Raw genomic sequence first — 22750 nt, 5'->3', positions numbered from 1 at the left:
GAATGAACCAGATGAACCTTGAGACCGTGCTTGAAATGCTTCGTGGCGGAGCCGGACTGCGCACCCATTCGGGTGCGGTGACGCCTGGCGACGTTTTCGTGGCACTCTCAGGCACTCGGGTCGATGGTGCACGGTTCATCGATGATGCCGTGGCTCGCGGCGCACGCGTGGTGGTGCATGCCATCGGCGTCGATGCAGGCAATCTTGAGGGCGTTGCCTGTCTAGCGGTACAGAGTCCCGCTCAGACTCTCGGAGTGCTGGCCCGCACGGCGTTCGGGACACAGTCGCGCCTGCCGAGGATCATCGGCGTGACAGGAACCAACGGCAAGACGACGACCGCGCACCTGATCCATTTTCTGCTGAGTCACAATGGCATGACGACAGGCCTCATTGGCACGGTGCATTGTTCCTGGCCCGGCGCGCAGGTCCCGGCGACCATGACCACGCCGGACTGCCTGAGTCTGCACGGGATCATCGGGCGCATGGTCAGCGACGGTGTCGAGAATCTGGTCATGGAAGTTTCCTCCCACGCCCTGGACCAGGAGCGCACCGCCGGACTGCCCATGGAAGTGGGCGTGTTCACCAACCTGACCCAGGACCACCTTGACTATCACGGGGACATGCAGCGCTATTTTGAAGCCAAGGCTCGCCTGTTTCTGGATGGCCCGGCACGTTGCGCCAGAGGCCTCGTCAATGTCGATGACGAGTATGGACGCCGTCTGAAAGAGATGCGCCCCGATCTGCTCGGATTTGGACTTGATTCAAATGATGCCGAATTGCGGTGTCGCATCGCTGCCGCCGGTCCCCAGGGCATGATTCTCGGGCTGAGCCATGGCGGGGATGAATGGGAACTGCGCACAGGGCTGGTGGGCCGCCACAACGCCTACAACCTGCTCTCGGCCGTGGGCGCTGGGCTGCTGCTCGGGCTGGCTCCGGCGCAGTGCGATTGCCTGAGTAAGGCGCCGGGCGCTCCCGGACGACTGGAGCGGGTGCCCAATGAGCGTGACCTGAGTATTTTCATCGACTACGCGCACACCCCCGACGCGCTTGAAAAAGTTTCGGTAGCGCTGAAATCCATGGGTTTCAAGCGCCTGGTCACGGTGTTCGGTTGCGGCGGAGATCGCGATGCGGGCAAACGGCCGCTCATGGGTGAGGCTGTGGCCCGGCATGCCGACGTGGCCGTGGTCACCTCCGACAATCCTCGCACCGAAGATCCGGATTCCATCATCGATCAGATCGTGCCTGGGCTGGCAAGCGCACGTCAGGTCCTGCGCGAGGTCGACCGGCGCAAGGCCATCGCACTGGCCGTTGCGAGCATGCAGCCCGGCGACGCCCTGCTCATCGCCGGCAAGGGCCATGAGGACTATCAGATCATCGGTACGGAGAAACGTCATTTTTCGGACTTCGAGGTCGTGCGGGAGTGCCTGTCATGAATATGACCTTGCAGCAAATCGCCTCCGCCATGGCCGCGAGCATCGAACAGGGCCACGACGCAATCGTGAACCGGGTCAGCATCGACAGTCGGGCCGTACGCAAGGGAGACCTCTTTTTCTGCATCGTCGGACAGAAGCTCGATGGACACGAATTCGCACGACAGGCGGTGGCAAACGGTGCCTGTGCCGTCGTGGCCAGCACTCCGCTGGATGTGGATGTGCCGGTGCTGCTGGTGCGTGACACGACCTCGGCGCTGGGCCGGTTGGCCAGGGTCTGGCGGGAACGAACCCGCGCCAGGGTCATCGGCGTCAGCGGTTCGGCCGGCAAGACCACGGTCAAGGAGATGCTGGCACAGGTGCTGTCGGCGGCAGGGCGGACCACCAAGAATTTTCGCAATTTGAACAATCAGATCGGTCTGCCCCTGTCCATTCTGGAAATGTACGGAGACGAGGACTTCTGGGTTCTGGAGCTAGGCATCAGTCGCTCCGGCGACATGGACGAACTGGGGTATATTCTGGCTCCCGACGCGGCGCTTCTGGTCAACATCGGATCCTGCCATCTTGAAGGGCTCGGCAGCCTGGCCGGAGTGGCGGAGCAGAAGTCGGTCCTGATCGACCATGTCCGTAAGGGCGGATTCGCCTGCGTCAATGCCGACTATCCGGAGTTATTGCAGCAGAGCGCGAAGCGCATTGAAAAGCTGGTGACCTTTTCCGGATCCGGCGCCAGTGCCGACTATTCATGCCTGCGGCAGGAGAACACCAGGGACGGCATTTCCTATACCTTGAGCGTCAGGGGCGAAGAGTTGCGATGTACGGTGTCGCCCAACGTTCATATCGGGGAAAACCTGGTTGCGGTTGTAGCCATGGCCATGGAGCTTGGCATGACCATGGCGGCCATCGAGTCCGCACTGGCGATCTACAGCCCGGTGGCCCAGCGATTCGTGCAGAGCCGCGTCGGATCCTGGCTCTTCATCGACGATACCTACAACGCGAATCCGGTGTCCATGGCCCGCTCCATCCGCGAGGCCGGTCGTCTTGGCGAGGGTAAGCGACTGGTGCTGGTACTTGGCGACATGCTCGAACTGGGACCGATCAGCTCCAGCGCTCATCGCGAACTTGGCGAATTGATCGCAAGTACGGGTGCATCGCACTGTTTTTTTCAGGGGAGTCACGCACAGGACGTGGAGGCCGGACTTGGCGGATTCACGGGTGTTTTCAGGAAAGTGTCCGGGGCTGAAGAGGTTCTGCAAGCGTTGAGCGCAGTGCGCTGCGAGCAGGGTGTCATGCTCTTCAAAGGGTCGCGGGGATGTAAAATAGAGCAGTATTATTCTGCGCTGGAGAGGAGCTGGGCATGATTTACCATCTGCTGTACCCCCTTAGCGACCAAGTCAGCATGCTCAACGTGTTTCGTTACATCACGTTTCGGTCCATTTATGCCATGCTGACAGCGCTTATTCTGTCGATAATTATCGGACCAATCTTCATAAGATGGTTGCGCAAGCTGAAGTTTGGTCAATACATAAAAGAGTGCGGCCCGGATCATCAGGCCAAGAGCGGAACTCCGACCATGGGCGGCCTGCTGTTCGGGTTTTGCATGCTCTTCAGCGTTTTTTTGTGGAGCGACCTGAGTAACAAATACATATGGCTGACGGTGATGGTCTTTCTTGGTTTCGGAGCGGTCGGGTTTGTCGACGACTATATAAAGGTCGTGCGCAGGCACAACGACGGCCTCTCCCCCAGGATCAAGCTTCTGGGGCAGCTGATCGTCAGTGTCGGAGCGGTCTCCCTGCTGGTGTCGTTTCCGGAATATTCGACCAAGCTCATGGTGCCGTTCTTCAAGAATTTCAACCCGGATTTGACCTGGTTTTACGTTCCGTTCGGACTTTTCGTCATGATCGGGGCCTCCAACGGGGTCAACCTGACAGACGGCCTGGACGGTCTGGCCATTGGCCCGGCCGTGGTCTCGGCCGGGTGCTTCGCTCTTTTCGTCTATGTGGCCGGCCATGTGAACCTTTCGAACTATCTGCAGGTCTCCTACATAGCCGGGGTCGGCGAGGTCACCGTGATATGCGGGGCCATGGTCGGGGCGGGCCTTGGATTTTTGTGGTTCAACGCCTTTCCGGCCCAGGTCTTCATGGGTGACGTGGGCAGCCTGAGCATCGGGGGCACGCTGGGATTCATCGCCATCCTGTGCAAGCAGGAACTGCTTCTGGTCATCGTGGGCGGCCTCTTCGTGGTCGAGACCCTGTCGGTGATCCTGCAGGTGGGTTATTTCAAGGTCAGCGGCGGGAAGCGGATCTTTCGCATGGCGCCCTTGCACCATCATTTCGAGAAGAAAGGCCTGCACGAGTCGAAAATCATCATCCGTTTCTGGATTCTGTCGCTTCTCCTGGCGGTCATGGCTCTGGGAACACTCAAGTTGAGGTAGAAGGGCATGCGCGAATTCATCCATGAAGATCAGCTTCGCGGTTACACCGCGGTAGTGCTGGGAGCGGGAGCTTCCGGCATCGCGGCGGCGCGTCTTCTGGTGAAAATGGGTGCGTCCGTGCGCGTGCTTGAGAAGAACGAGGCAAGCGCAGCCAAGATTCCGGCCGACATGGGAATCACGGTCTGCGCAGGCGCGCACGAACCCAGGCATTTTGCGGGCGCTGACCTGATCGTGCTCAGTCCGGGCATAGCCCGCACCAAAATCGCGAAGCTTCTGCCGGAAGGCGTGCAGGTGGTTTCCGAGCTGGAACTGGCAAGCTGGTTTGTGTCCGAGCCCATCATCGCGGTGACCGGCACCAACGGCAAAACCACGACCACGACCCTCATCAGCCGAATTCTCGAAGCCAACGGGAAAAAGGTATTCACCGGCGGGAATATCGGCACGCCTCTGTCCGAATATCTGCTGAGCGGGGCGCAGGCCGAGATCCTGGTGCTCGAGGTGTCGAGTTTTCAGTTGCAGAATTCGCCATCCTTTCATCCCCGGGTGGGCGTGTTGCTCAATTTTTCGCCCAACCACCTCGACTACCATGAGACCATGGAAGAATACCTGAGTGCGAAGCTCTCCATGTTTGCACGCATGACTGCGTCTGATCTGGCCGTGGCGCCGCTGCCCATGAAGGACGAGCTGGAGAGACGGAATTTCACGCAGGGCCGCAGGGTCTATTTCGTGGCCAGTCCCCGTTTTGAATGTCCGGGCCTGCCCGGCGAGCACAACCGGGAAAACATGGAGGCGGCCTATCTGGCATGCCGCTATTTCGGGCTTTCCCAGGAGGATGTGCAGCGCGGAATCGATGGCTTCACCACCCTGCCGCACCGTATCGAGGCAGTGGCGGAGCACAAGGGCGTCGTTTTTATCGACGACTCCAAATCCACGACCGTCGATTCCATGATAGCGGCGCTCGAAAGCCAGGACCGCCCAGTACGCCTTTTGGCTGGAGGCGTGTTCAAAGGCGGTGATCTTGGAGCGGTGTTGCCGGTGCTGCGTGACAAGGTCCGTGGGGTGTACCTGTTCGGGCAGTCGCGGGAAATTTTCGAAGAGGCCTGGAGTGATTGCGGCAAGGAAATCAGCTGGGACGCAACGCTGGAAGAAGCCCTGTTCAGGGCCGCCGCCGACGCCCGCAGCGGAGAATGCGTGCTTCTGTCTCCGGCCACGGCCAGTTTTGACCTCTTTGCCAACTACAAGGAGCGGGGCAAGACGTTTCAGCGCGCAGTGCGTGAATGGGTGGAGGGGGCGTCATGAAGATCACCCAGCGTGAAGCGGCCCGCCAGCTCATGAGTTTTGACGTCATCCTTCTGGGTGCGGTCATCTGCCTGGCCTCGCTTGGGCTCATCATGGTCCTCAGCGCAAGCGGAATCATGGCCGAGAAGGTTTACGGCGACAAATACGCCCTGTTCTGGAAGCAGGTGCTGTTCATGGTCGCCGGAGGCGTCGTGCTGACCGTTGCGGCCCGCACGAACATGGAATTTTTTTACCGCCACACGTATCTCTGGATCCTCATGGCGGCGGGACTTCTTCTGCTGACCGTGTTTTCGCCTCTCGGTACCACTGCAGGCGGAGCAAGCCGCTGGCTCCGGGTTGGCCCGTTTTCGGTTCAGCCGCTGGAAGCCGCCAAGATCGCGCTGGTTTTCTATCTGTCCTACTTTTTCGCCAACAAGCAGGACCTGATCAAAACTTTCAGCGTGGGTTTTCTGCCTCCGATCATGGTCACGGGGAGTCTGTGTTTCCTGCTGCTCCTGCAACCTGATTTCGGAGGCGCGGTGTTTCTGGCGGGCCTGCTTTTCCTGATGTGCCTGGTCGGCGGGACGCGAATCATTTTTCTGGGCTCGGCCATCGTTCTGGCCCTGGTCTCGGCGACGCTGTTGGTGGTCAATTCCCCGTACCGCTTTCGCCGGGTCTTTTCCTTTCTGGACCCGTTCCAGGATGCCCAGAATACTGGATACCAGCTCGTGCAATCCCTTTACGGACTGGGGTCGGGCGGTTGGCTTGGACAGGGGCTTGGCGAGGGGAAGCAGAAGCTTTTCTTCCTGCCCGAAGCACACAATGACTTCATCATGTCCGTGCTTGGGGAAGAACTGGGATTCGTGGGCGTTTCCCTGATCATCATCCTGCTCGGGGTGGTCCTGTGGCGGACTCTTGCGATCAGCATCCGCCAGGCATCCATGCACGACCGCATCACCGCTTTCGGCATGGGAGCGATCGTGATCGTTGGCGGGATCCTGAACATGGGCGTGGTCCTGGGCGCCATTCCTCCCAAGGGAGTGCCCATGCCGTTTTTGAGTTATGGCGGCAGCCACCTGCTTACCGGATTTTTCTGCACAGGGGTGCTGCTCAACCTGTCACGCAAGGTCAAGGCATGAAGCGTTTGATTCTAACCACAGGCGGCACCGGAGGCCATATTTTCCCGGCTCTGGCCGTGGCGGAGTCCGTTCGCGCCGCTGTGCCCGATTGCGAGATCCTGTTCGTGGGCTCGGAGCGCGGACCTGAAGGAGAGTGGGCGCGCAAGGCCGGATTGCCTTTTGTGGCCCTGCCGGCTCAGGGAGTTCTGGGACGAGGCATCAAGAGCGCGGCTACGGCCTTGTGGCTGGGGCGCAGCCTGTTCAAGGCCTGGAAGCTTTTGCGCGAGTTCAGGCCCGACGTGGTGCTGGGGCTGGGCGGATACGCGGGATTTTCCTGCCCGCTGGCGGCAAGCCTGATGGGCATCCCTTCGGCCATTCACGAGCAGAACAGCATGCCCGGGGTGACCAACCGCATTCTGGCGCGGCGCGTGGATCGCATCCTGGTCAGCTTCGCGGACATGGAAGGTCCGATCTTTGGTGGCAAGAAGGCAGTTGTCACCGGTAATCCCGTCCGTGCCGAGATTCGCGCCCTGCGGGATGGGCGGCGCATGCAGGGACGCAACATCCTGATCGTTGGCGGCAGCCAGGGCGCTTCAGCCCTGAATAGCTTCGTGGTGCAGGAACTGGACAGGCTCAAGGCCTTGGGACTGGGTATCTGGCATCAGACGGGAAAGGACGAATTCGAGGCCATCCGTGAAATTTACGACCAAAAATACCCAGCCGCGCGGGTGGAGCCGTTCATCAGCGACATGCACGAGGCATATAGCTTCGCCGATCTGGTGATCTGCCGGGCCGGGGCCACGACCATCGCCGAACTCACTGTGGCGGGAAAGCCGAGCATTCTGGTGCCCTTTCCCTATGCAACCCACGACCACCAGCTCAAGAACGCTCGTTCTCTGGAAAAGGTCGGGGCGGCGCTGGTCATTCAGCAGCGTCAGCTGGATGAACTGAATTTGTCCTCGGTGGTGGGTGATCTTTTTCAAATGCCGGAAAATCTGGCCAGAATGGCCCGGGCGGCCCGCGAAGCGGGTATTCCCGATGCCGGAGACCGGGTGGTGGCACAATTGCAGGATTTGGCGTCGAGCAAAGCGCGGCGTGACAGACGGTGAACATGAAATCGAAAATCAGAAGAATACACATGGTCGGCATCGGCGGCGCAGGCATGAGCGGCATTGCCGAAGTGCTGCTGACCCTTGGCTACGAAGTGTCGGGTTCGGATCTGGTCAAGGGGCCGGTGGCATTGCGCCTTGAGTCTCTGGGGGCCACGATTCACGCCGGTCACGAGAGGAAGAACGTCCGCGACGCGCAGGTCGTGGTCCGCTCCACTGCCGTGCGCGACGACAATCCGGAGCTGGAGGAAGCCAGGGCTCATGGTGTGCCCATCATCCCGCGCGCTGAAATGCTGGCCGAGCTGATGCGCCTGAAGGTTGGCGTGGCCGTGGCCGGGACTCACGGGAAAACCACGACCACGTCGCTTCTGGCCACGATTTTCATGGAGGCCCGCCTGGACCCCACGGTCATCATCGGCGGTCGCCTGAACGCCTACGGTTCCAACGCCATGCTCGGACAGGGGCGTTATCTCATCGCCGAAGCGGATGAGTCCGACGGGTCGTTTCTGTGCCTTTTGCCGAGAATATCCATCGTCACCAACGTGGATGCGGATCATCTGGATTACTACAAGGATCTGGACGAAATCCGGGACAGCTTTGTCGAATTCATGAACAGCGTGCCTTTTTACGGACTGAACGTGGTCTGCGGTGATGACAAGGGCGTGCAATCGATTCTGTCCAGGGTCCGCCGTCCGGTCATGACCTACGGATTCGGTGAGGAAAACGATCTGCGCGCCGAGATCATCACCTGCGAAGCGGGATCGCGATTCAATGTCTATCGCCGGGGCGAATTCTGGGGCGAGGTGTCCCTGACTCATCCCGGCCGGCACAATGTGCTCAATGCCCTGGCCGCCATCGGCGTGGCCATGGAGGCCGAGGTGCCGAAGGCGGACATCATCCAGGGCCTTGGGGCCTTTGCCGGGGTCGGACGCCGCTTCGAGCACAAGGGTGAGCGGAACGGAGTGCTCGTGGTTGACGACTACGGCCATCATCCCACGGAAATCGCCGCGACCATTGAAACCGCAAGGCTATGCTATCCGCAAAAACGCCTCGTGGTGGCCTTCCAGCCGCACAGGTTCAGCAGGACGCAAGCATTGTTCGGCGATTTTTCCAAGGTGTTCGCAGGGGTTGACCAGTTGCTGCTGACGGAGATCTATCCGGCCAGCGAATCCCCCATCCCGGGAGTCAGCGGGCAGAGTCTGGCTCAGGCCATACGGCAGGTGACCAGCACGCCGGTGCGATTTTTCGAGGATTTTGGCGCCATGCAGGCCGCCCTTGGCGAGATCCTGCACGAAGGCGACCTGTTTTTGACACTGGGTGCGGGCAGCATCTGGACAGTAGGCCAGGGCTATCTGGACGAAGGAGCGGGGGATTCGTGAGCACGGCGGTTCTGGGCAAGAAGATTCGCCGGAACGTACCCCGGCGCAAGGAGCGCAGGCAGCCCGTTGACAAGGGCGCGGTGCTTGGCGGCTTCTTTCTTGGCCTGGGACGTACGGTTTTCGTCCTGACGCGCTGGACATTGGGTATTGCAGCCGTGGGTGTGGTCAGCTTCGGGATTCTCTTTGCCTACAGATGGGTCACGGCCCATGAATTTTTTGCGCTCACCAACCTGCGGATTGAAGGTTCCCAGCGGCTCGGCCCCGAAGAGATCGCCGAGATGGGCGGGGTCAGCACGGGATCGAATGTCTTGAGCATCAATATCGCGGAGGTGCAGCGCCGCATCGCCGCAAGTGAATGGGTGGAGAGCGTGGCCGTGACCAGGGTTCTGCCCGACGGACTGGTCATCGAGGTGAAGGAGCGTGAACCCGCCTTCCTGATGCGTCACGACGAGCTGCTCTTCTATGCGGACGTCAATGGGCAAACCATAGCGCCCGTGAGCGTGGAAAAGTTCATTTCGCTCCCTATACTGGAAACGGAAGAGGGCGTGCAGGTCGGAAACGGGATCAGGACGCTTTTGGACGAGGTTGCCCGGAACTCTCTGCCTTTCGGCATGAGCCAGATTGCCTGGCTGCGGCAGGACAGCGCGGATCAGTTCAGCATATTTTTGGAGAAACCACGGGTGCTCGTGCAGTTGGATGGCGCGGATCTGGATGCCGCGCTGAAAAGCCTGACCAAGGTTTGGGCGGATTTGGGGCACCGGGGCGAACTGGATCGCACCGAATTCATGTTTGTCATGCCCGGTCGGGCATGGATCAGGCTAGATGCCGATCAAACACTCTAGGGAACGCATGCCGGCCAGAGCCGGGAGATGAGGGGAAGTATGGCCAAGTCTGAATTGATCGTCGGTCTGGACATCGGAACGACAAAGATATGTACCGTTGTGGGTGAGGTGGGGACGGACTCGCTGGTGGATATCATCGGCATCGGCACCAGCCCCTCCACGGGCCTCAGGAAGGGCGTGGTCGTCAACATCGAACAGACCGTGCAGTCCATCAAGAAAGCCCTCGAAGAAGCCGAGCTCATGGCCGGCTGCGAGATCCGCGCCGTGTACGCCGGGATCGCGGGCAGCCACATCAAGGGCTTCAACAGCCATGGCGTCATCGCGGTCAAGGGCGGTGAGGTCACGGCGCGTGACATCGAGCGGGTCATCGACGCGGCCAAGGCCGTGGCCATTCCGCTCGACCGCGAGGTCATCCACATCCTGCCCCAGGAGTACATCGTCGACGACCAGACAGGCATCGCCGACCCTCTGGGCATGGCCGGGGTGAGGCTTGAGGTGAAGGTGCACATAGTCACCGGAGCGGTGACCAGCGCACAGAACATCGTCAAGAGCTGCCACAAGTCGGGGCTCGACGTCGAAGACATCGTGCTTGAGGCATTCGCCTCGTCCAAGGCCGTGCTGACCGACGAGGAACGGGAGATCGGCGTCGCGCTGGTGGACATAGGTGGCGGCACCTCGGACATCGCAATTTTTCACGGCAATTCCATCAAGCACACCGGGGTCATCGCCCTTGGCGGGACCAACCTGACCAACGACATAGCCTTTGGTCTGCGCACGCCGACCCAGGCCGCCGAGAAGATCAAGATCAAGTACGGCTGCGCGCTCGCCGAATTGGTCAAGAAGGACGAGATCATCGAGGTGCCGAGCGTCGGGGGCCGTGAGCCGCGCAAGCTGACCAGACAGGTCCTGGCGGAGATCTGCGAACCGCGCATGGAGGAATTGCTTGCACTGGTTGACCAGGAGCTGATCCGCTCCGGGTACAAAAAACTTATTGGCGCGGGAGTGGTGCTGACCGGCGGCGCTTCCCGCATCGAAGGGATTCAGGAATTGGCGGAGCAGGTCTTCAACCTGCCGACCAGGACGGGTTCGCCTGCCGGAGTGGGCGGACTCAAGGATGTGGTGGACAGCCCGACGTATGCCACGGCGGTGGGGCTGCTTCTCTATGGCGCGGAAAAGCACGGGCGGGACAGCAAGATCCGCATCCGCGACAAGAACATCTTTCATTCCATCCTGGCGCGGATGAAAAAGTGGTTCGTGGACATCAGCTGACGGGTTTGCAGGGAACGGGAAAACGGAGAACGGAACAACGAACAACGTGGGGGGAAGTATGGATTTCCTGGAAATTGAACGCGAAGACAATGCTTTGATCAAAGTCATCGGAGTGGGTGGCGGAGGCGGCAACGCGGTGAACAACATGATCAAGGCCGCCATGCAGGGCGTGACCTTCATCGCGGCCAACACAGACATGCAGGCCCTGAAGCATTCCCAGGCCGAATACAAGATCCAGCTCGGCGACAAGCTGACCAAGGGTCTCGGCGCCGGTGCGAATCCGGACATGGGCCGGGACGCAGCTCTTGAGAGCCAGGCGCAGATCAGGGACATCCTGGGCGACTGCGACATGGTCTTCGTCACCGCCGGAATGGGCGGCGGCACGGGCACGGGCGCGGCTCCGGTCATCGCTCAGGTGGCCAAGGACATGGGCGCGCTGACCGTGGCCGTTGTCACCAAGCCTTTCTTTTTTGAAGGCAAGCGCCGGCAACAGCAGGCCGAACGCGGGATCAAGGAGCTTCGCGAGATCGTCGACAGCATCATTACCATCCCCAACGACCGCCTGCTGACCCTGGCGTCCAAGAAGGCCTCATTCGTGGACATGCTGGGCAAGGCCGACGAAGTCCTTTTTCACGCCGTGAAGGGCATTTCCGACCTGATCATGGTCCCCGGCCTCATCAACCTCGACTTCGCCGACGTGAAGGCGGTCATGGAAGAGATGGGTCTGGCCATGATGGGCACCGGCATCGCTTCCGGCGACGGCAGAGCCCGCGAAGCGGCGCTCAAGGCCATCACCAGCCCGCTGCTCGAAGACGTGACCATCGACGGCGCTCGCGGCGTGCTCATGAACATCACCTGCGGTCCGGATCTGACCATCGAAGAAGTCAGCGAAGCCGCCAGCATTGTGCATGAAGCCGCTCACGAGGATGCCAAGATCTACTTTGGTACGGTCTTCGACATGAATTGCGTGGATGAAATGCGCATCACCGTCATCGCCACCGGCATCCAGGACGGAAACGCGCCCCTTGAAAAGGGAACCAAGGTCACGCCTTTCGCCGCGAACCCGGCTGCGAACCGACTCGGAGCTGAAAACGAAGGCTCCTTCATCAGGCCGCGCACCCGTAAAATTACGGTCAACGAGAGCGCCGATCTCAGCGTTCCCGCCTATATCCGGGCCAAGACCCAACCCGGTGCGGAAGAAAAGCGGCATGAGGTTCGCAAAATAGTGAACGGAGGCGACGACGCCGAGTTCCTGTTCGAAGAGGAGGAATTTGAAATTCCGTCATTCATCAGAATGCAGGCAGACTAGAATTATCTGTCTCCCCGACGTGTCACCCCGCCCGAGGAGGGAACTGTGTCCGAGCTCTATCTAGGCCGAGCAGTCCCAAAGCTGAAGGAATGGGGAGGACGCCTGCCCGTGGCTCTGGTTTTTCCGGAAGCCGCTCGGCACGGACTCTCCACTCTGGGCTGGCAGGTTGTCTATCGACTGCTCGCAAGTCGCGAGGAGTTGGCCGTTGAACGTTTCTTCTGGGATCCCACTTCTCCGAGGCCCAGGTCCGTTGACTCCGGACGCGACCTGGGCCTCTTCCCCCTTGTTCTTTTCAGCCTCAACTTCGAAGGCGATTTTCCCACCGCAATACGCCTCCTGCAGGATGCCGACATTCCCGTCAGAGCCGAAGAACGTAATTCCTGGCCCATGATCCTTGCAGGTGGACCAGTGGCATTTCTCAACCCGTTTCCGCTCATGCCGGCGCTGGACGGGATTTTTGTCGGCGAGGCAGAAGCCGGGCTTTCGGCCGTCATGGATGCACTTGCAAAAGCCTGGAACGCCGGCGGGGAGAAGACTGCGGCGCTGGAGGATATCGCCAGACTGCCCGGAATGCTGGTTCCCGGCAAAAGCCTTGAACCCGTGCGCAGGCTTGTCGATACGTCCGGGTCCAGGAAGCTGCATGATCCGGCTTATTCCTGTTTTGTCAGTTCCGAGGCCCAGTTTCGGGACATGTTGCTCTTGGAAGTCAACCGGGGCTGTCCCTACGGTTGCCGTTTCTGCGCGGCAGGCAGCATCTACAAGCCTCCCCGTCATGCCGAACTGGAGACCCTGCAGGAAATCGTGACGCGTTGCGCTCCGCAAAAAGTGGGGCTGGTGGGAACGGCCCTGACCGACTGGCAGGACCTGTTGCCCTTCTTGCGCTGGTTGCAGGATCGCAAGATCAAATTTTCGCTGTCTTCGCTGCGTGCCGACGGCTTGACCGATGAGTTGCTCGGATTTCTTCGCCATACCGGCACCCGTTCCGTGACTCTGGCCCTGGAGGGGGCGAGTCGCCGCCTGCGTCAGGCCATGAACAAGCATTTCTCGGAAGAGGCTTTTCTGGAAGCCGTGACGCGCATCAGTCGTTTGCAGTTCAACACCCTGAAACTTTACATGATCACGGGCTGGCCGGATGAGAATGAGGATGACTGGGCTGAATTCGAATCCTTCCTGGGTCGCATTGAAGAGGCCAGGAGGCTGGGGCAGGGCAACCGCAAGAAGGGAGTCGAGCTTGTCTCCCTGTCGGTAAGCTGCCTTGTGCCCAAGGCCTGGACTCCCCTGCAGTGGGCGACCATACCGGACGAGGACTGGTTCAAGAAGGCCATGAAGCGTTTCAAGGGCGCTGTCGGGCGCTTCAAGGGCATGCGTTTCGCGGGAGAGAACCCCGGTCAGGCGCGGGTGCAGATGTTTCTGGCCCGGGGAGGAGAGGAAATTTTTCCCTGTCTGGAACGGGCGGCCGAAATAGGCCTAGCCGAAGCCGTCAAGGAATTCGACGAAATGGTGCGACAGGTGTTTGCCCGACCCCTCGACCGGGACAGCGTGTTTCCCTGGGAACGTCTGGATATCGGAGTTTCAAGAAAATTTTTGTATTCGGAGTGGACCAAGTACAAACACGGGATGGTCAGTCCCCCCTGCCCCGAGTCCTGCCCCGAGTGCAGAGCCTGCGGGATGGATCGCTTCCTGTCATTGCCGCACGGGAGTTAGGGCCAGGCAGTGGTCCTTGTAGAAGAAGCAGTTCCGTCCGTTGCGTTTGGCCTGGTAGAGGGCCTGGTCCGCCGAAAAAAGCCCCGAATCGATGTGCAGGTCGGTTTGCGGGCTGAATGTCGAAATGCCGAGACTTACCGTGATCCTGTCCGAAAGGGGTGAGCCTGGATAGGGGATGTTGGCCAGGAAAAGGGCCTGCTGAATTTTCTGTGCCACACGCTCCGCCCCGCCGCGACTGGTGCTTGGCAGCACCACCACAAATTCTTCCCCGCCGTATCTGGCCACGAAATCCTCCGGCCTTTTGAGCGTCGCGTTCAAGGTTTGAGCGACGCTGCGCAGGGCCATGTCGCCGGCCTGATGGCCGAAGCGGTCATTGAATCCCTTGAAAAAATCAATGTCGATCATGAGCACCGATATCTGGTGGTTGCTGCGCTTGCAGCGGCTTTTCTCGGCCACGAGCACTTCCTGGAATTTACGCCTGTTGGGTATTCCCGTCAGCGGATCCTGCATGACCAGGTTTTCGAGCATGTCCTTGCGGATGCGCGTGGTCTGCAGTCGCGCAAAGAGAAGCGAAGAGAGCAGAAAGGTGCACACGAGCACCAGCGCGTAGCCTGTCTTGGCCCAAAGGGTCAGCCACCAGGGCGGAAGGATGGTGATGCTCATGGACTCGGTGACGGGGCCGTTGATGCCGTCCTTGAGATGGAACACGTAACGGCCCGGTTGCAAGTGCGCGTAGCTGGCCGAGGTTTGCCCGTCGGAATCTGTCCATCCGGCATCCACGCCCTCCAGCTTGTAGACAAACCTTGGCGGGCTGAGGGCGCTGACTTCCGGAATGGCGAAGGTGAAGGTCAGAAAATTCTGGAGATGATCAAGTTCAAGGGCTTCGGGCATCCGTCCCAAGGGAGTGGCGGGCACCTTGCGGTCGAAAACGCGGATATCGGAAATTTTGGGCAGCGTGGGTGGCCTTGAGAGGAGTTTTTGCGGATCGACGAGCAGCAAGCCGTCGGAATGTCCGTAAACGAGCATCTGGCCAAGGGCGAAAGGCGCCGCAGTGATGCTGGAAGCGGGATGTGGCGCGCCGATGGCCATCTCCTGCGCCTGGTTTGATCCGGCCGGGAGGTGAAAGATTTTTGACTGGGTATGCAGCCAGATGCCTTTGCCCTTGTCGTCCCAGAGTGAAAGCACGCTTGGTAACGCTTCATTTTCAACCGTGTGTACGGGTGTGGCAAGCCCTGATGTCAGATTGTAACGCAGCAACTGGTTCGTCGTCCCTACCAGCAATTCCTCCGGCCCGGTTTTGAGCATGCATTTGATGAACTGAAGTTCTCCCTCCTTTGTCGGGGCGGGGAGTGAAAAAAGGGTCTTGAGCCCGGATCGGGTATCGATCTTTTGGATCGTGTCTCCATGACCGACCCAGAGTTCAGCGCCGGACTGCATGAGAGGCGCACCTCCCCCCTGCTTGGGGAAGGTCGTCTCTTTGCGCATGCGTTGGTCGCCGGGATGCCAGGAATAGAGTTCGGCAGTGTTGGAGACCCATATCCGTCCGTCATTCATGGGAACGATGTGTCGGATATACTCGTTCAGAAGTGATGGATCGGTGTCGTCAAAGACGAGCTGTAAATGATCCGTTCTGCCGTCGGAAGTGAAGCGCATAAGGGCGTTTTGGGCGCCGCAGAGAAGGGCATTGTCAGAGGTCCAGACCAGGGCGCGGACTCTTTGCGTGTCGAGAAAAGGTTCGATTTCAAGGCTGGTCGACAAGGATAGCTGGTCCGGATTCAGGGGTGCGGAGCGATACAGCCCACCGTCCTTGAGGGCGACATAGATGCGGGAGTCCACAGGGTTCAACGTACAGACGATGTTTGCATTGATCAACGGTTCGCTTTGGCCCCTGATCTTGAGTTCGAGCAGTTTTGCGCCGGGATAGACCGGCCTGTGCAGCACCCCGTGATTGTAAGTTCCGATCCACAGCATCCTGCCCTTTGTTTCCGTGATGGACGCGATATGGAACGATGTTTTGCTGCGCGAATCGGGTATGCGGAAGGGGTGGCGAAAGATGGTGTCCTGACGGAATGCGTAGCGGAAGAGGCCACTGGAGGTTGAAATCCAGACATCGCCGTTGCTGTCGGTGTAGAGATCGAGAATATAGTCTTCCGTGATGTCGTTTACGGGTACAAGCTCTTGCCGCGCAGCGTGCGCCGGCAGGATCCAGAGGCCGTTGTGCAGCAGACTGACCCAAAGGTTGCCCGCGCCGTCAAAGGTGAGTTTCTTGGCGGAGTAGGGCTCGCCTGTTGGCAGGGGGATGACCTTGGCCGGCCCCCGGTTGCCGGTCAGGCGGAGCACTCCCTGCCCCGTGGCCAGCCACATGTCCCGCTGGGCATTCTCGGTGATATCGAAGACCGTCCAAGGTTTTCCCGGGTCTGGCGGAATGATGTCGACCATTTCGAATCTGTCGAAGGACGGTTCGTAACGATGCAGTCCTCCGTTTCCTGTTCCAGCCCAGAGGGAGCCCTTTTGATCCTTGTGGATGATGTTGACGGTCGAGGTTGAGAGCCCGGCGGGAGTATGGCTTGTCGTGTACCAGCGCGGGGCTTGTGTCGCCAAGGGATAGGACAGCACGCCTGAATTGGTGCCCAGCCACAGGACGTCATTGTCGTCGATCCGCATGTCTCGAATATTGTGTCCCTGCAACACGTCATCGAGTACGGGCCGGACCGATCGGCCGTCATACACGTGCAGTCCCCGGATGGAAGCCATCCAGATATAGCCTTTGGAATCCTGGGCGGTGGCGATGACACTGTTGCGGCTGTTGCGCTCCATGGAAATGTCCAACTTGCTGACATCAAGGGGGATATCCTGGATGGCAGGGGCTGGTTGCGGAAGGAGTAGCAACGCGAGTATAAAAATCAGAGTTCGCATGGAGTTCTTGATATTTTGTAATACATAATTCAAGTAGTATCTGGCGTCGGGTACTTACTGATCAACAGGTGCGTGTCATTTGTCGGGAAAAAGAGCAACCATAGTGCTGCAAAAAAAGCAGGGAAAAAAAAGGAGAGGCAAATTCTCTCTTTTTTTTCTTTTGTTCCTGCTGATTCATGGGATTGCCTGGGCAGAGAATTCCACGGACGAGATCTACCAGTCGGTGGCCCACGGCTCGAACTCCGGCGGTTCGTCCGTCCAATGGGACGATGTCCCGGGAGGGCAGGACGACCTGATTTATCGGTTTGAGCCGGTGAGGGTGCTTGGAGAAAAGCATCAGCCCGGCAAGGCGACGATCGCGGGCAAGGAGTTGCAATCTTTTCCTTCCCGCACGGGAGCCATCACCGAGGCGATCAAGGGCTTCTCCAACGTTCAGTTTTCCAATGCAGAGATCTCCAGCCTCACGGGCGGGGAAATCCGTCCGCCGCGAGTTTCCATTGCAGGAGCCAAGCCCTATGAAAACAATTTTCTCATCGACGGTATGAGCGTCAGCAATACGCTCAATCCTAGCGGACTGGATGCGGATGGGGACGCCGTTGCGGCCTATGATTTGGAAGTTAACGGCGCGGACCAGACAATTTTCTACGATAGCAGCCTCGTGGACACGGTGACTGTTTATTCCAACAACGTGCCGGCCAAGTACGGGCAATTTCTGGGGGGCGTCGTGGATGCTGACTTGGTTGATCCGCGTATGGACCGTTGGCACGCCGTTTTTTCAGGTGGGCATTCCCGCAGTGAGTGGTTTGACCTGAGGGGGGTGGATGAAGAATCGACGACGTCCGCCAACCAGCCCCGTTTTCGATCCTACGCGCTGCGCGCCAGCGCGGACGGTCCTCTTTCGGAGAATACCGCCCTCTTGGTCGCGGCGTCGCAACGACGCTCGGTCATCCCCTTGAAGAGGGAAAATCCCGATGAATCCACTTATGATGATGACCAAAAGCGAAGCAGCGAGAATTTTTTCGCAAAGCTGTTGATCATTCCCGGGGCGGACTTGAAGTTGACTCTGGATGCGACATACGCGCCATATGCGGAAGAGCGATGGAAGCCTTTGTATGACGACAGCGACTGGACAACGCAAAACAAGGCGTACAGGCTGGCCGGTTCGGGGATGCTCAGCGGATTATGGGGCGAGTTGACGGGCAAGGTGGCCTACTCGCAAAACGGCTACAGCAGGGATTCCAAGAACAATTTTCGCGAGACTTACTCCGGATCCGGGGTGCCCGAGTCGGAGACATATTATCGGGGCGGAATTGGGGACGCCGAGGTCACTAACCGCGGCATCGAAGCCGGGATTGATGTTGACCTTGCTGAGTTCGAGACCGGAAATGTCGTTTGGGGGCTTTCTTCCGGTGTGACTCTGAGCAACGTGACTACGGACATGTGGAATGAGGAGGCCCGTATGGAGATCATGACGATGCCTTCCAGCGGAAAGTGGACTCGCGTCTTCACGACCTATCCCGAGAGCGATCAGAGTAGGACTCTGAATTCGCTGGGCTGGTATGGCCAAGCCGAGATCCAGTGGGAGCGATTCACGCTTACGCCCGGCTTGCGCATCGATCACGACGATTTCTCTTTGAATACCGACGTTGCCACACGTTTCAAGATGGAACTGGACACCATGGGGGACGGCGTATTGCGTCTGGTGGCAGGAGCCAACAGATATTACGGCGGCCAACTCCGAGCCTACGTGTTCGATCGGTATCGGCCGTCATGGACAAGGCTGATCCGATATAATACCAATCCTGACATTTTGCCACCGCTCAAGGTGAGTGATGACAAGAGTTATCAGGCCAAGGGGCTGGACACGCCGTATTCCGACGAACTCATGGGGGGCATCATCGGGAATGTCGCTGGATTCGAGTATGGTCTGGAGTTCGTACACCGGGATCACCGGGATCAGATCATCAGCAAAGCCAGGGAAAAGGGAGTTTATGAGCTGACCAATGACGGTAAAAGTTCTTACGACGGCATTTCTCTTTCCTTGATGCGTTCCTATGAAACCGTCCGGTTCGGAACCCATGCACTTTCATTTGGCGTGACGCAGTCCTGGTCCAAAACCTTCAACGGCGCCTTTGACAGCGACGTCGACGAGTACAAGGATATTAACGACTACGCATACGACTACGATCGTGTCTATTTCGAAGGTGGACTCATTGATCGCAGCCAGATGCCTGCAAACGACTACAATTCCCCTGCGGTTGTCACGCTGTCATGGCTGGGCAGTTTTTACGACGACAGATTCAGGATCAATTGTGTTTCCCGCTGGCGGGATTCAACCAGCGGGCTCATGAATGACCAGCGCATCGCCGCTGAAACACCTTTTGGCACAGTGGAGAAGAAACCCACGACTTCAAGCTCTAAGTGGCTTGATGAGGACGGGCGGTATCACGATGCCTACAAGGAGGGGATAATCTCGGGAGGCCTGGTTACAGACGTTTCGTTGGAGCTTGATGTGGTGAAGGAGGAGTTGCTTTCCATCAGCCTGCTGTTGGACGTTTTCAACGTATTCGCCTCCGATGGGCACACCGGGGTATCCGAACTCGGGGGCGGAGACGTGAAACTTCCGCGTAGTGAATATGGGCGCGGCTACTACGCGGGAGTTCGCTGCGAATTCTGATCAGACCGTGTACCTGCGGCGCAGGCGAAATTCCAGGCGGGCAGCGCCCATGGAGCAGGAGAAGGTCAATAAGAAGTACAGGAGCGCCACGCAGGTCCAGACCTCCATGGTCAGATAGGTCGTGGCCATGAGTTGCATGCCCTGGAAGGTCAGTTCCTGGATTGAGATGACCGACACGATGGCTGAATCCTTGATCGTGGAGATGATCTGCCCGGCCAGCGGAGGGATCATGTTGCGCACGGCCTGGGGCATGATGATGAAGACCATGAGCCCAAAGCGCGGGAACCCCTGCGCGCGTCCCGCTTCCCACTGCCCGGCATCCACCGACCGAATTCCCCCGCGGACGATTTCAGCGACATATGCCCCTTCGTAGAGCCCAAGAGTGAAGGCCGCCGTGACAAAGGCGTCAACCTGGTCCAGGCGTCCGATCAACACTCCGGCCACGGCCTTGACTCCGTCCGGGGCCGTGCGCAGTGCGTCCTGAAGCCCGAGGGCCGGGGCGATCTGGTCGGCCAGGAAAAAATAACACAGAAAAATGAGAACCAGGGGCGGCAGGTTGCGGCACAGTTCGACATAGGTGCTGCCCATGAGCCGCAGGTACAGGCTGGGGCTTGTTCGGGCCAGCCCTGCCCACACGCCCAGGAAAAGGGCGATGAGCGCGGACCAGCAGGTCAGGCGGATGGTAGTGAAGAGGCCCTGCAGCAGCAGGCCGGGACGCCCGTCCTCGCGCAGCAGGTATTGGCCGAGCACGTTCCATTCCCAGGGGTTTCCGTTCTGGGCGTTTATGCGCCAGACAACATGCCAGACGCAGCCTGCAAGGAAAATGAGCAGGACTGCGTCGAGTTTCGTGAGGGGCGGTCTTGGGCCTCGCCTCGCCCGGGGGATGCCCCCCGGGGTCTGGCGCGTTGCGGGGCTCACTTGATCTGAGCCTCCCAGTCCATGGTCTTGAACCAGTAGGCATATCTCTCGGCCAGCCAGCCTTCGGCTCCGGCCACCAGCACCCAGTTGTTCAGGAAGTTCAGGAAGTCGTGGTCACCCTTGCGCACTGCAAAGCCGATGGGTTCCTGGGTAAAGGTTTCGCCCTGCAGCGGCAGGTAGAGCTTGTCCTTGTTGCGGATGGCCTGCTGCTCCGGAAAAGGGGCCGAGGCGACCATGGCGTGCGCTCTGCCGTTCAGGACCTCCTGCAGCGCCTGGGCTTCGTCGTCGAACATTCGCACCGTGGCCTTGGGCATGTGTTTTTTTGCCGCAGCTACGGAAGTTGCGCCGGTTTTCGCGGACAGGATGATCTCGGGCTTGTTGAAGTCGTCCAGGGAGGACAGGTTCGGTGCCGCCGCAATGCTCGCGACCAGGGACATGCCGGAGAATTCGTAGGGGTTGCTGAAGTTGACCTTGAGATTGCGGGCGGGCTGGATGCCCATGCCGCCGATGATGACGTCGAATTTGCCGGTCAAGAGGGCCGGTATGATGCCCGACCATTTGGTGGGTACGAACTCGATCTCCACGCCCATGTCCGCGGCCACGCGCCGGGCCACGTCGATCTCGAAGCCGATGTATTCGCCGTTCTTGTCCTTCATGGCCCAGGGCACGAACGTGTCGAAGCCCACACGCAGCACGCCTCTCTCCATGACCTGATCAAGCACGCTTTTTTCGGCCGCCGAGCTTTCCACAGGCATGAGGCCTGCGCAGAGGCTGAGACACAGGATTAAAATTGCGGTTATTCTGTACATGAATCCTCCAGATGTGGTGAAGATGAATGTTTTTCCAGCAATCTGGCCAGTGACGACAGGGTGACCGTGAAGACAAGGTAAATGAGCGCCACGACAGACCAGATTTCAAAGCTCAGGAAGGTCTCCGCGATGATGGCCTGGCCGTACATGGTCAGGTCGTAGATGGCGATAGTCGAGACCAGGGCCGAGTCCTTGATGAGAGAGACACCCTGGCTGGTCAGCGGTGGAAGGACATTGCGCAGGGCCTGGGGCAGGATGACCTGCATGTAGATGCTCGGCTTCTTCATGCCCAGGCTGAGCGCCCCTTCCCATTGACCGCGCGGGATGGCCAGGATGCCCGCCCTGATGATTTCCGAGGCATAGGCCCCCTCGAACAGGGACAGGGCCAGCACTGCCGAGGACAGTCTGCCAAGGTCCACGGCCGGGGCCAGGACGAAATAGATGAAGAATATCTGGACCAGAAGCGGCGTGTTGCGGATAAGTTCCAGATATCCTCTGGCCATGGCCTGGCCGACCACGGAGCCTGACAGCCGGAGCAGGGCGGTGCCCAACGCGAGGACGGCCGCGCCGGCAAGGCCAAGCCCGGAAACAAGCAGGGTTATGCCCGCGCCCTGCAGCAGGGGACCGGGACTGCCGTCCGGAAGCAGGATGAAGCGCGGAACCCTGTACCACTGCCAGTTGTAGCCCATGCTCTCCGCGCCGCGCAACACGACCCAGGCCACGCAGAGCATGGTCAGGGCGTAGGCAACGATGGAACACGCCGTTCCGCAACGGCACCTCAAGGAATTGAATCGGGCTATCATGGCGGATCCCGCAGCCCGGAACGGGCTGCGGAAAGGTATTTTATTGAGGGCGGATGGTCATGACGGGCACGGCCGATGTCTTGACGACTTTTTCGGCCACGGAGCCGAAAAGAAGACGGTTCAGGCCCTGACGGCCATGCGTGGACATGATGATGATGTCCGCTTTTTCCGCCTGGGCCAGATTTACGATGGCTTCGGCCGCATCGCCGCTGACCACCTTGCCCGTTGCCCGAACATCGGAAAAGTGCTTGTCCACGAATTCGGTCATGGTTTTTTCCGCTCCCGTGACGATGTCTCCGACAAGCTGCGGCAGGGATGCGGCAGGCAGATCGAAGATCTCATACTGAATCATCGACGGCGCGACATACACCACAAGGATGTCGGCATCGAATTTGAGGGCGAATTCCCGCGCCGTCTTGGCAATGGCCGTGCTGGATTCGGAAAAATCCACGGGACAGAGGATTTTGGAAAACATGCTCATTTCTCTACCTCCTGGCAGATGGTTGCTTAACCTATCAGATCGATTTCATGGTCTAAATTTAGCACAGCTGGGAAACATTGCAAGGCCGCGAGTCATTGAGACTCGGAATTCAGCCTCTTCGCGGAGGCATCCCGGGAGGGGCAGGAAAGTTGTGCAAAAGGTGTTTTTTCAAGCGATCTTGTCGAAACATTTGGATATTCTTTTTAACCTTCGAGAGGCAAAGGTCAACGGGTTGTTGCCAAATTGATGGATTTTTTGCGATTTCGCGTTCCGTGGG

Annotated in this window: 17 protein-coding genes; 12 read left to right on the top strand and 5 right to left on the bottom strand. The window is 59.2% G+C overall.

Annotated features, from left to right (window positions below):
* The first annotated feature begins 2 nt into the window (after positions 1-2).
* The 11 genes from CVU60_06605 to CVU60_06555 all read left to right on the top strand — a co-directional run bounded on the left by CVU60_06605 (position 3) and on the right by CVU60_06555 (position 13869).
* Complete coding sequence (locus CVU60_06605) at positions 3-1433, top strand: UDP-N-acetylmuramoyl-L-alanyl-D-glutamate--2,6-diaminopimelate ligase (protein ID PKN42357.1); 1431 nt, start codon at positions 3-5, stop codon at positions 1431-1433.
* Positions 1430-2788 (top strand): hypothetical protein, encoded by a 1359-nt coding sequence (locus CVU60_06600; protein ID PKN42356.1) that lies wholly within the window; start codon positions 1430-1432, stop codon positions 2786-2788. Before CVU60_06605 ends, CVU60_06600 begins: the two co-directional genes overlap by 4 nt.
* Entirely contained in the window at positions 2785-3861 is a 1077-nt protein-coding gene (locus CVU60_06595) for a phospho-N-acetylmuramoyl-pentapeptide-transferase (GenBank protein ID PKN42355.1), read from the top strand. Before CVU60_06600 ends, CVU60_06595 begins: the two co-directional genes overlap by 4 nt.
* Positions 3862-3867: 6 nt before the next feature.
* A complete protein-coding gene (locus CVU60_06590; GenBank protein ID PKN42354.1) occupies positions 3868-5160 on the top strand; it encodes a UDP-N-acetylmuramoylalanine--D-glutamate ligase in 1293 nt (430 codons plus the stop codon).
* Positions 5157-6278: a putative lipid II flippase FtsW gene (gene ftsW, locus CVU60_06585; protein PKN42429.1), complete on the top strand. Its 1122-nt coding sequence runs from the start codon at positions 5157-5159 to the stop codon at positions 6276-6278. The genes CVU60_06590 and ftsW overlap by 4 nt, the downstream gene beginning before the upstream one ends.
* On the top strand, positions 6275-7366 hold the full coding sequence (murG, locus tag CVU60_06580; GenBank protein PKN42353.1) for an undecaprenyldiphospho-muramoylpentapeptide beta-N-acetylglucosaminyltransferase: 1092 nt from the start codon (positions 6275-6277) through the stop codon (positions 7364-7366). The genes ftsW and murG overlap by 4 nt, the downstream gene beginning before the upstream one ends.
* Before the next feature lie 2 nt (positions 7367-7368).
* Entirely contained in the window at positions 7369-8745 is a 1377-nt protein-coding gene (locus CVU60_06575) for a UDP-N-acetylmuramate--L-alanine ligase (protein ID PKN42428.1), read from the top strand.
* Complete coding sequence (locus CVU60_06570) at positions 8697-9587, top strand: hypothetical protein (protein ID PKN42352.1); 891 nt, start codon at positions 8697-8699, stop codon at positions 9585-9587. Before CVU60_06575 ends, CVU60_06570 begins: the two co-directional genes overlap by 49 nt.
* A gap of 39 nt (positions 9588-9626) precedes the next feature.
* Positions 9627-10856, top strand: coding sequence for a cell division protein FtsA (gene ftsA / locus CVU60_06565; GenBank protein PKN42351.1), 1230 nt, complete (start codon positions 9627-9629; stop codon positions 10854-10856).
* A 58-nt stretch (positions 10857-10914) separates the two neighbouring features.
* Positions 10915-12165 carry a cell division protein FtsZ gene (locus CVU60_06560; protein ID PKN42350.1) on the top strand — a complete coding sequence of 417 codons (1251 nt, stop codon included), beginning with the start codon at positions 10915-10917 and terminating at the stop codon, positions 12163-12165.
* Between the two features lie 81 nt (positions 12166-12246).
* Positions 12247-13869, top strand: coding sequence for a radical SAM protein (locus tag CVU60_06555; GenBank protein PKN42427.1), 1623 nt, complete (start codon positions 12247-12249; stop codon positions 13867-13869).
* On the opposite strand, the gene CVU60_06550 is transcribed toward CVU60_06555, so the two are convergent.
* The gene (locus CVU60_06550; GenBank protein ID PKN42349.1) at positions 13849-16785 is read right to left on the bottom strand and encodes a hypothetical protein; all 2937 of its coding nucleotides are present in this window, start codon (positions 16783-16785) and stop codon (positions 13849-13851) included. The genes CVU60_06555 and CVU60_06550 overlap by 21 nt on opposite strands.
* Positions 16786-16864: 79 nt before the next feature.
* Between CVU60_06550 and CVU60_06545 the strand changes: the two genes are divergently transcribed.
* Positions 16865-19462 carry a hypothetical protein gene (locus CVU60_06545; protein ID PKN42348.1) on the top strand — a complete coding sequence of 866 codons (2598 nt, stop codon included), beginning with the start codon at positions 16865-16867 and terminating at the stop codon, positions 19460-19462.
* Here the strand turns inward: CVU60_06545 and CVU60_06540 are convergent, their stop codons facing one another.
* From CVU60_06540 to CVU60_06525, 4 genes are all read right to left on the bottom strand, one after another.
* Positions 19463-20212, bottom strand: a complete 750-nt coding sequence (locus CVU60_06540) for an amino acid ABC transporter permease (GenBank protein PKN42426.1) — start codon at positions 20210-20212, stop codon at positions 19463-19465.
* Positions 20213-20376: 164 nt separating this feature from the next.
* The gene (locus CVU60_06535; protein ID PKN42347.1) at positions 20377-21189 is read right to left on the bottom strand and encodes an amino acid ABC transporter substrate-binding protein; all 813 of its coding nucleotides are present in this window, start codon (positions 21187-21189) and stop codon (positions 20377-20379) included.
* Entirely contained in the window at positions 21177-21992 is an 816-nt protein-coding gene (locus tag CVU60_06530; GenBank protein ID PKN42346.1) for a polar amino acid ABC transporter permease, read from the bottom strand. The genes CVU60_06535 and CVU60_06530 overlap by 13 nt, the downstream gene beginning before the upstream one ends.
* Before the next feature lie 40 nt (positions 21993-22032).
* Positions 22033-22473, bottom strand: coding sequence for a universal stress protein (locus CVU60_06525; protein ID PKN42345.1), 441 nt, complete (start codon positions 22471-22473; stop codon positions 22033-22035).
* Between the last annotated feature and the right edge of the window lie 277 nt (positions 22474-22750).

The organism is Deltaproteobacteria bacterium HGW-Deltaproteobacteria-18, from assembly GCA_002841885.1.
Lineage (GTDB): Bacteria > Desulfobacterota > Desulfovibrionia > Desulfovibrionales > Desulfomicrobiaceae > Desulfomicrobium.
This window is presented reverse-complemented; position numbering and strand designations above follow the sequence as displayed.

Excerpts from the sequence above, each read along its gene's own strand:
- CVU60_06605 (PKN42357.1), top strand. The coding sequence starts at position 3 with ATGAACCAGATGAACCTTGAGACCGTGCTTGAAATGCTTCGTGGCGGA.
- CVU60_06600 (PKN42356.1), top strand. The coding sequence starts at position 1,430 with ATGAATATGACCTTGCAGCAAATCGCCTCCGCCATGGCCGCGAGCATC.
- CVU60_06595 (PKN42355.1), top strand. The coding sequence starts at position 2,785 with ATGATTTACCATCTGCTGTACCCCCTTAGCGACCAAGTCAGCATGCTC.
- CVU60_06590 (PKN42354.1), top strand. The coding sequence starts at position 3,868 with ATGCGCGAATTCATCCATGAAGATCAGCTTCGCGGTTACACCGCGGTA.
- ftsW (PKN42429.1), top strand. The coding sequence starts at position 5,157 with ATGAAGATCACCCAGCGTGAAGCGGCCCGCCAGCTCATGAGTTTTGAC.
- murG (PKN42353.1), top strand. The coding sequence starts at position 6,275 with ATGAAGCGTTTGATTCTAACCACAGGCGGCACCGGAGGCCATATTTTC.
- CVU60_06575 (PKN42428.1), top strand. The coding sequence starts at position 7,369 with ATGAAATCGAAAATCAGAAGAATACACATGGTCGGCATCGGCGGCGCA.
- ftsA (PKN42351.1), top strand. The coding sequence starts at position 9,627 with ATGGCCAAGTCTGAATTGATCGTCGGTCTGGACATCGGAACGACAAAG.
- CVU60_06560 (PKN42350.1), top strand. The coding sequence starts at position 10,915 with ATGGATTTCCTGGAAATTGAACGCGAAGACAATGCTTTGATCAAAGTC.
- CVU60_06550 (PKN42349.1), bottom strand. The coding sequence starts at position 16,785 with ATGCGAACTCTGATTTTTATACTCGCGTTGCTACTCCTTCCGCAACCA.
- CVU60_06535 (PKN42347.1), bottom strand. The coding sequence starts at position 21,189 with ATGTACAGAATAACCGCAATTTTAATCCTGTGTCTCAGCCTCTGCGCA.
- CVU60_06530 (PKN42346.1), bottom strand. The coding sequence starts at position 21,992 with ATGATAGCCCGATTCAATTCCTTGAGGTGCCGTTGCGGAACGGCGTGT.
- CVU60_06525 (PKN42345.1), bottom strand. The coding sequence starts at position 22,473 with ATGAGCATGTTTTCCAAAATCCTCTGTCCCGTGGATTTTTCCGAATCC.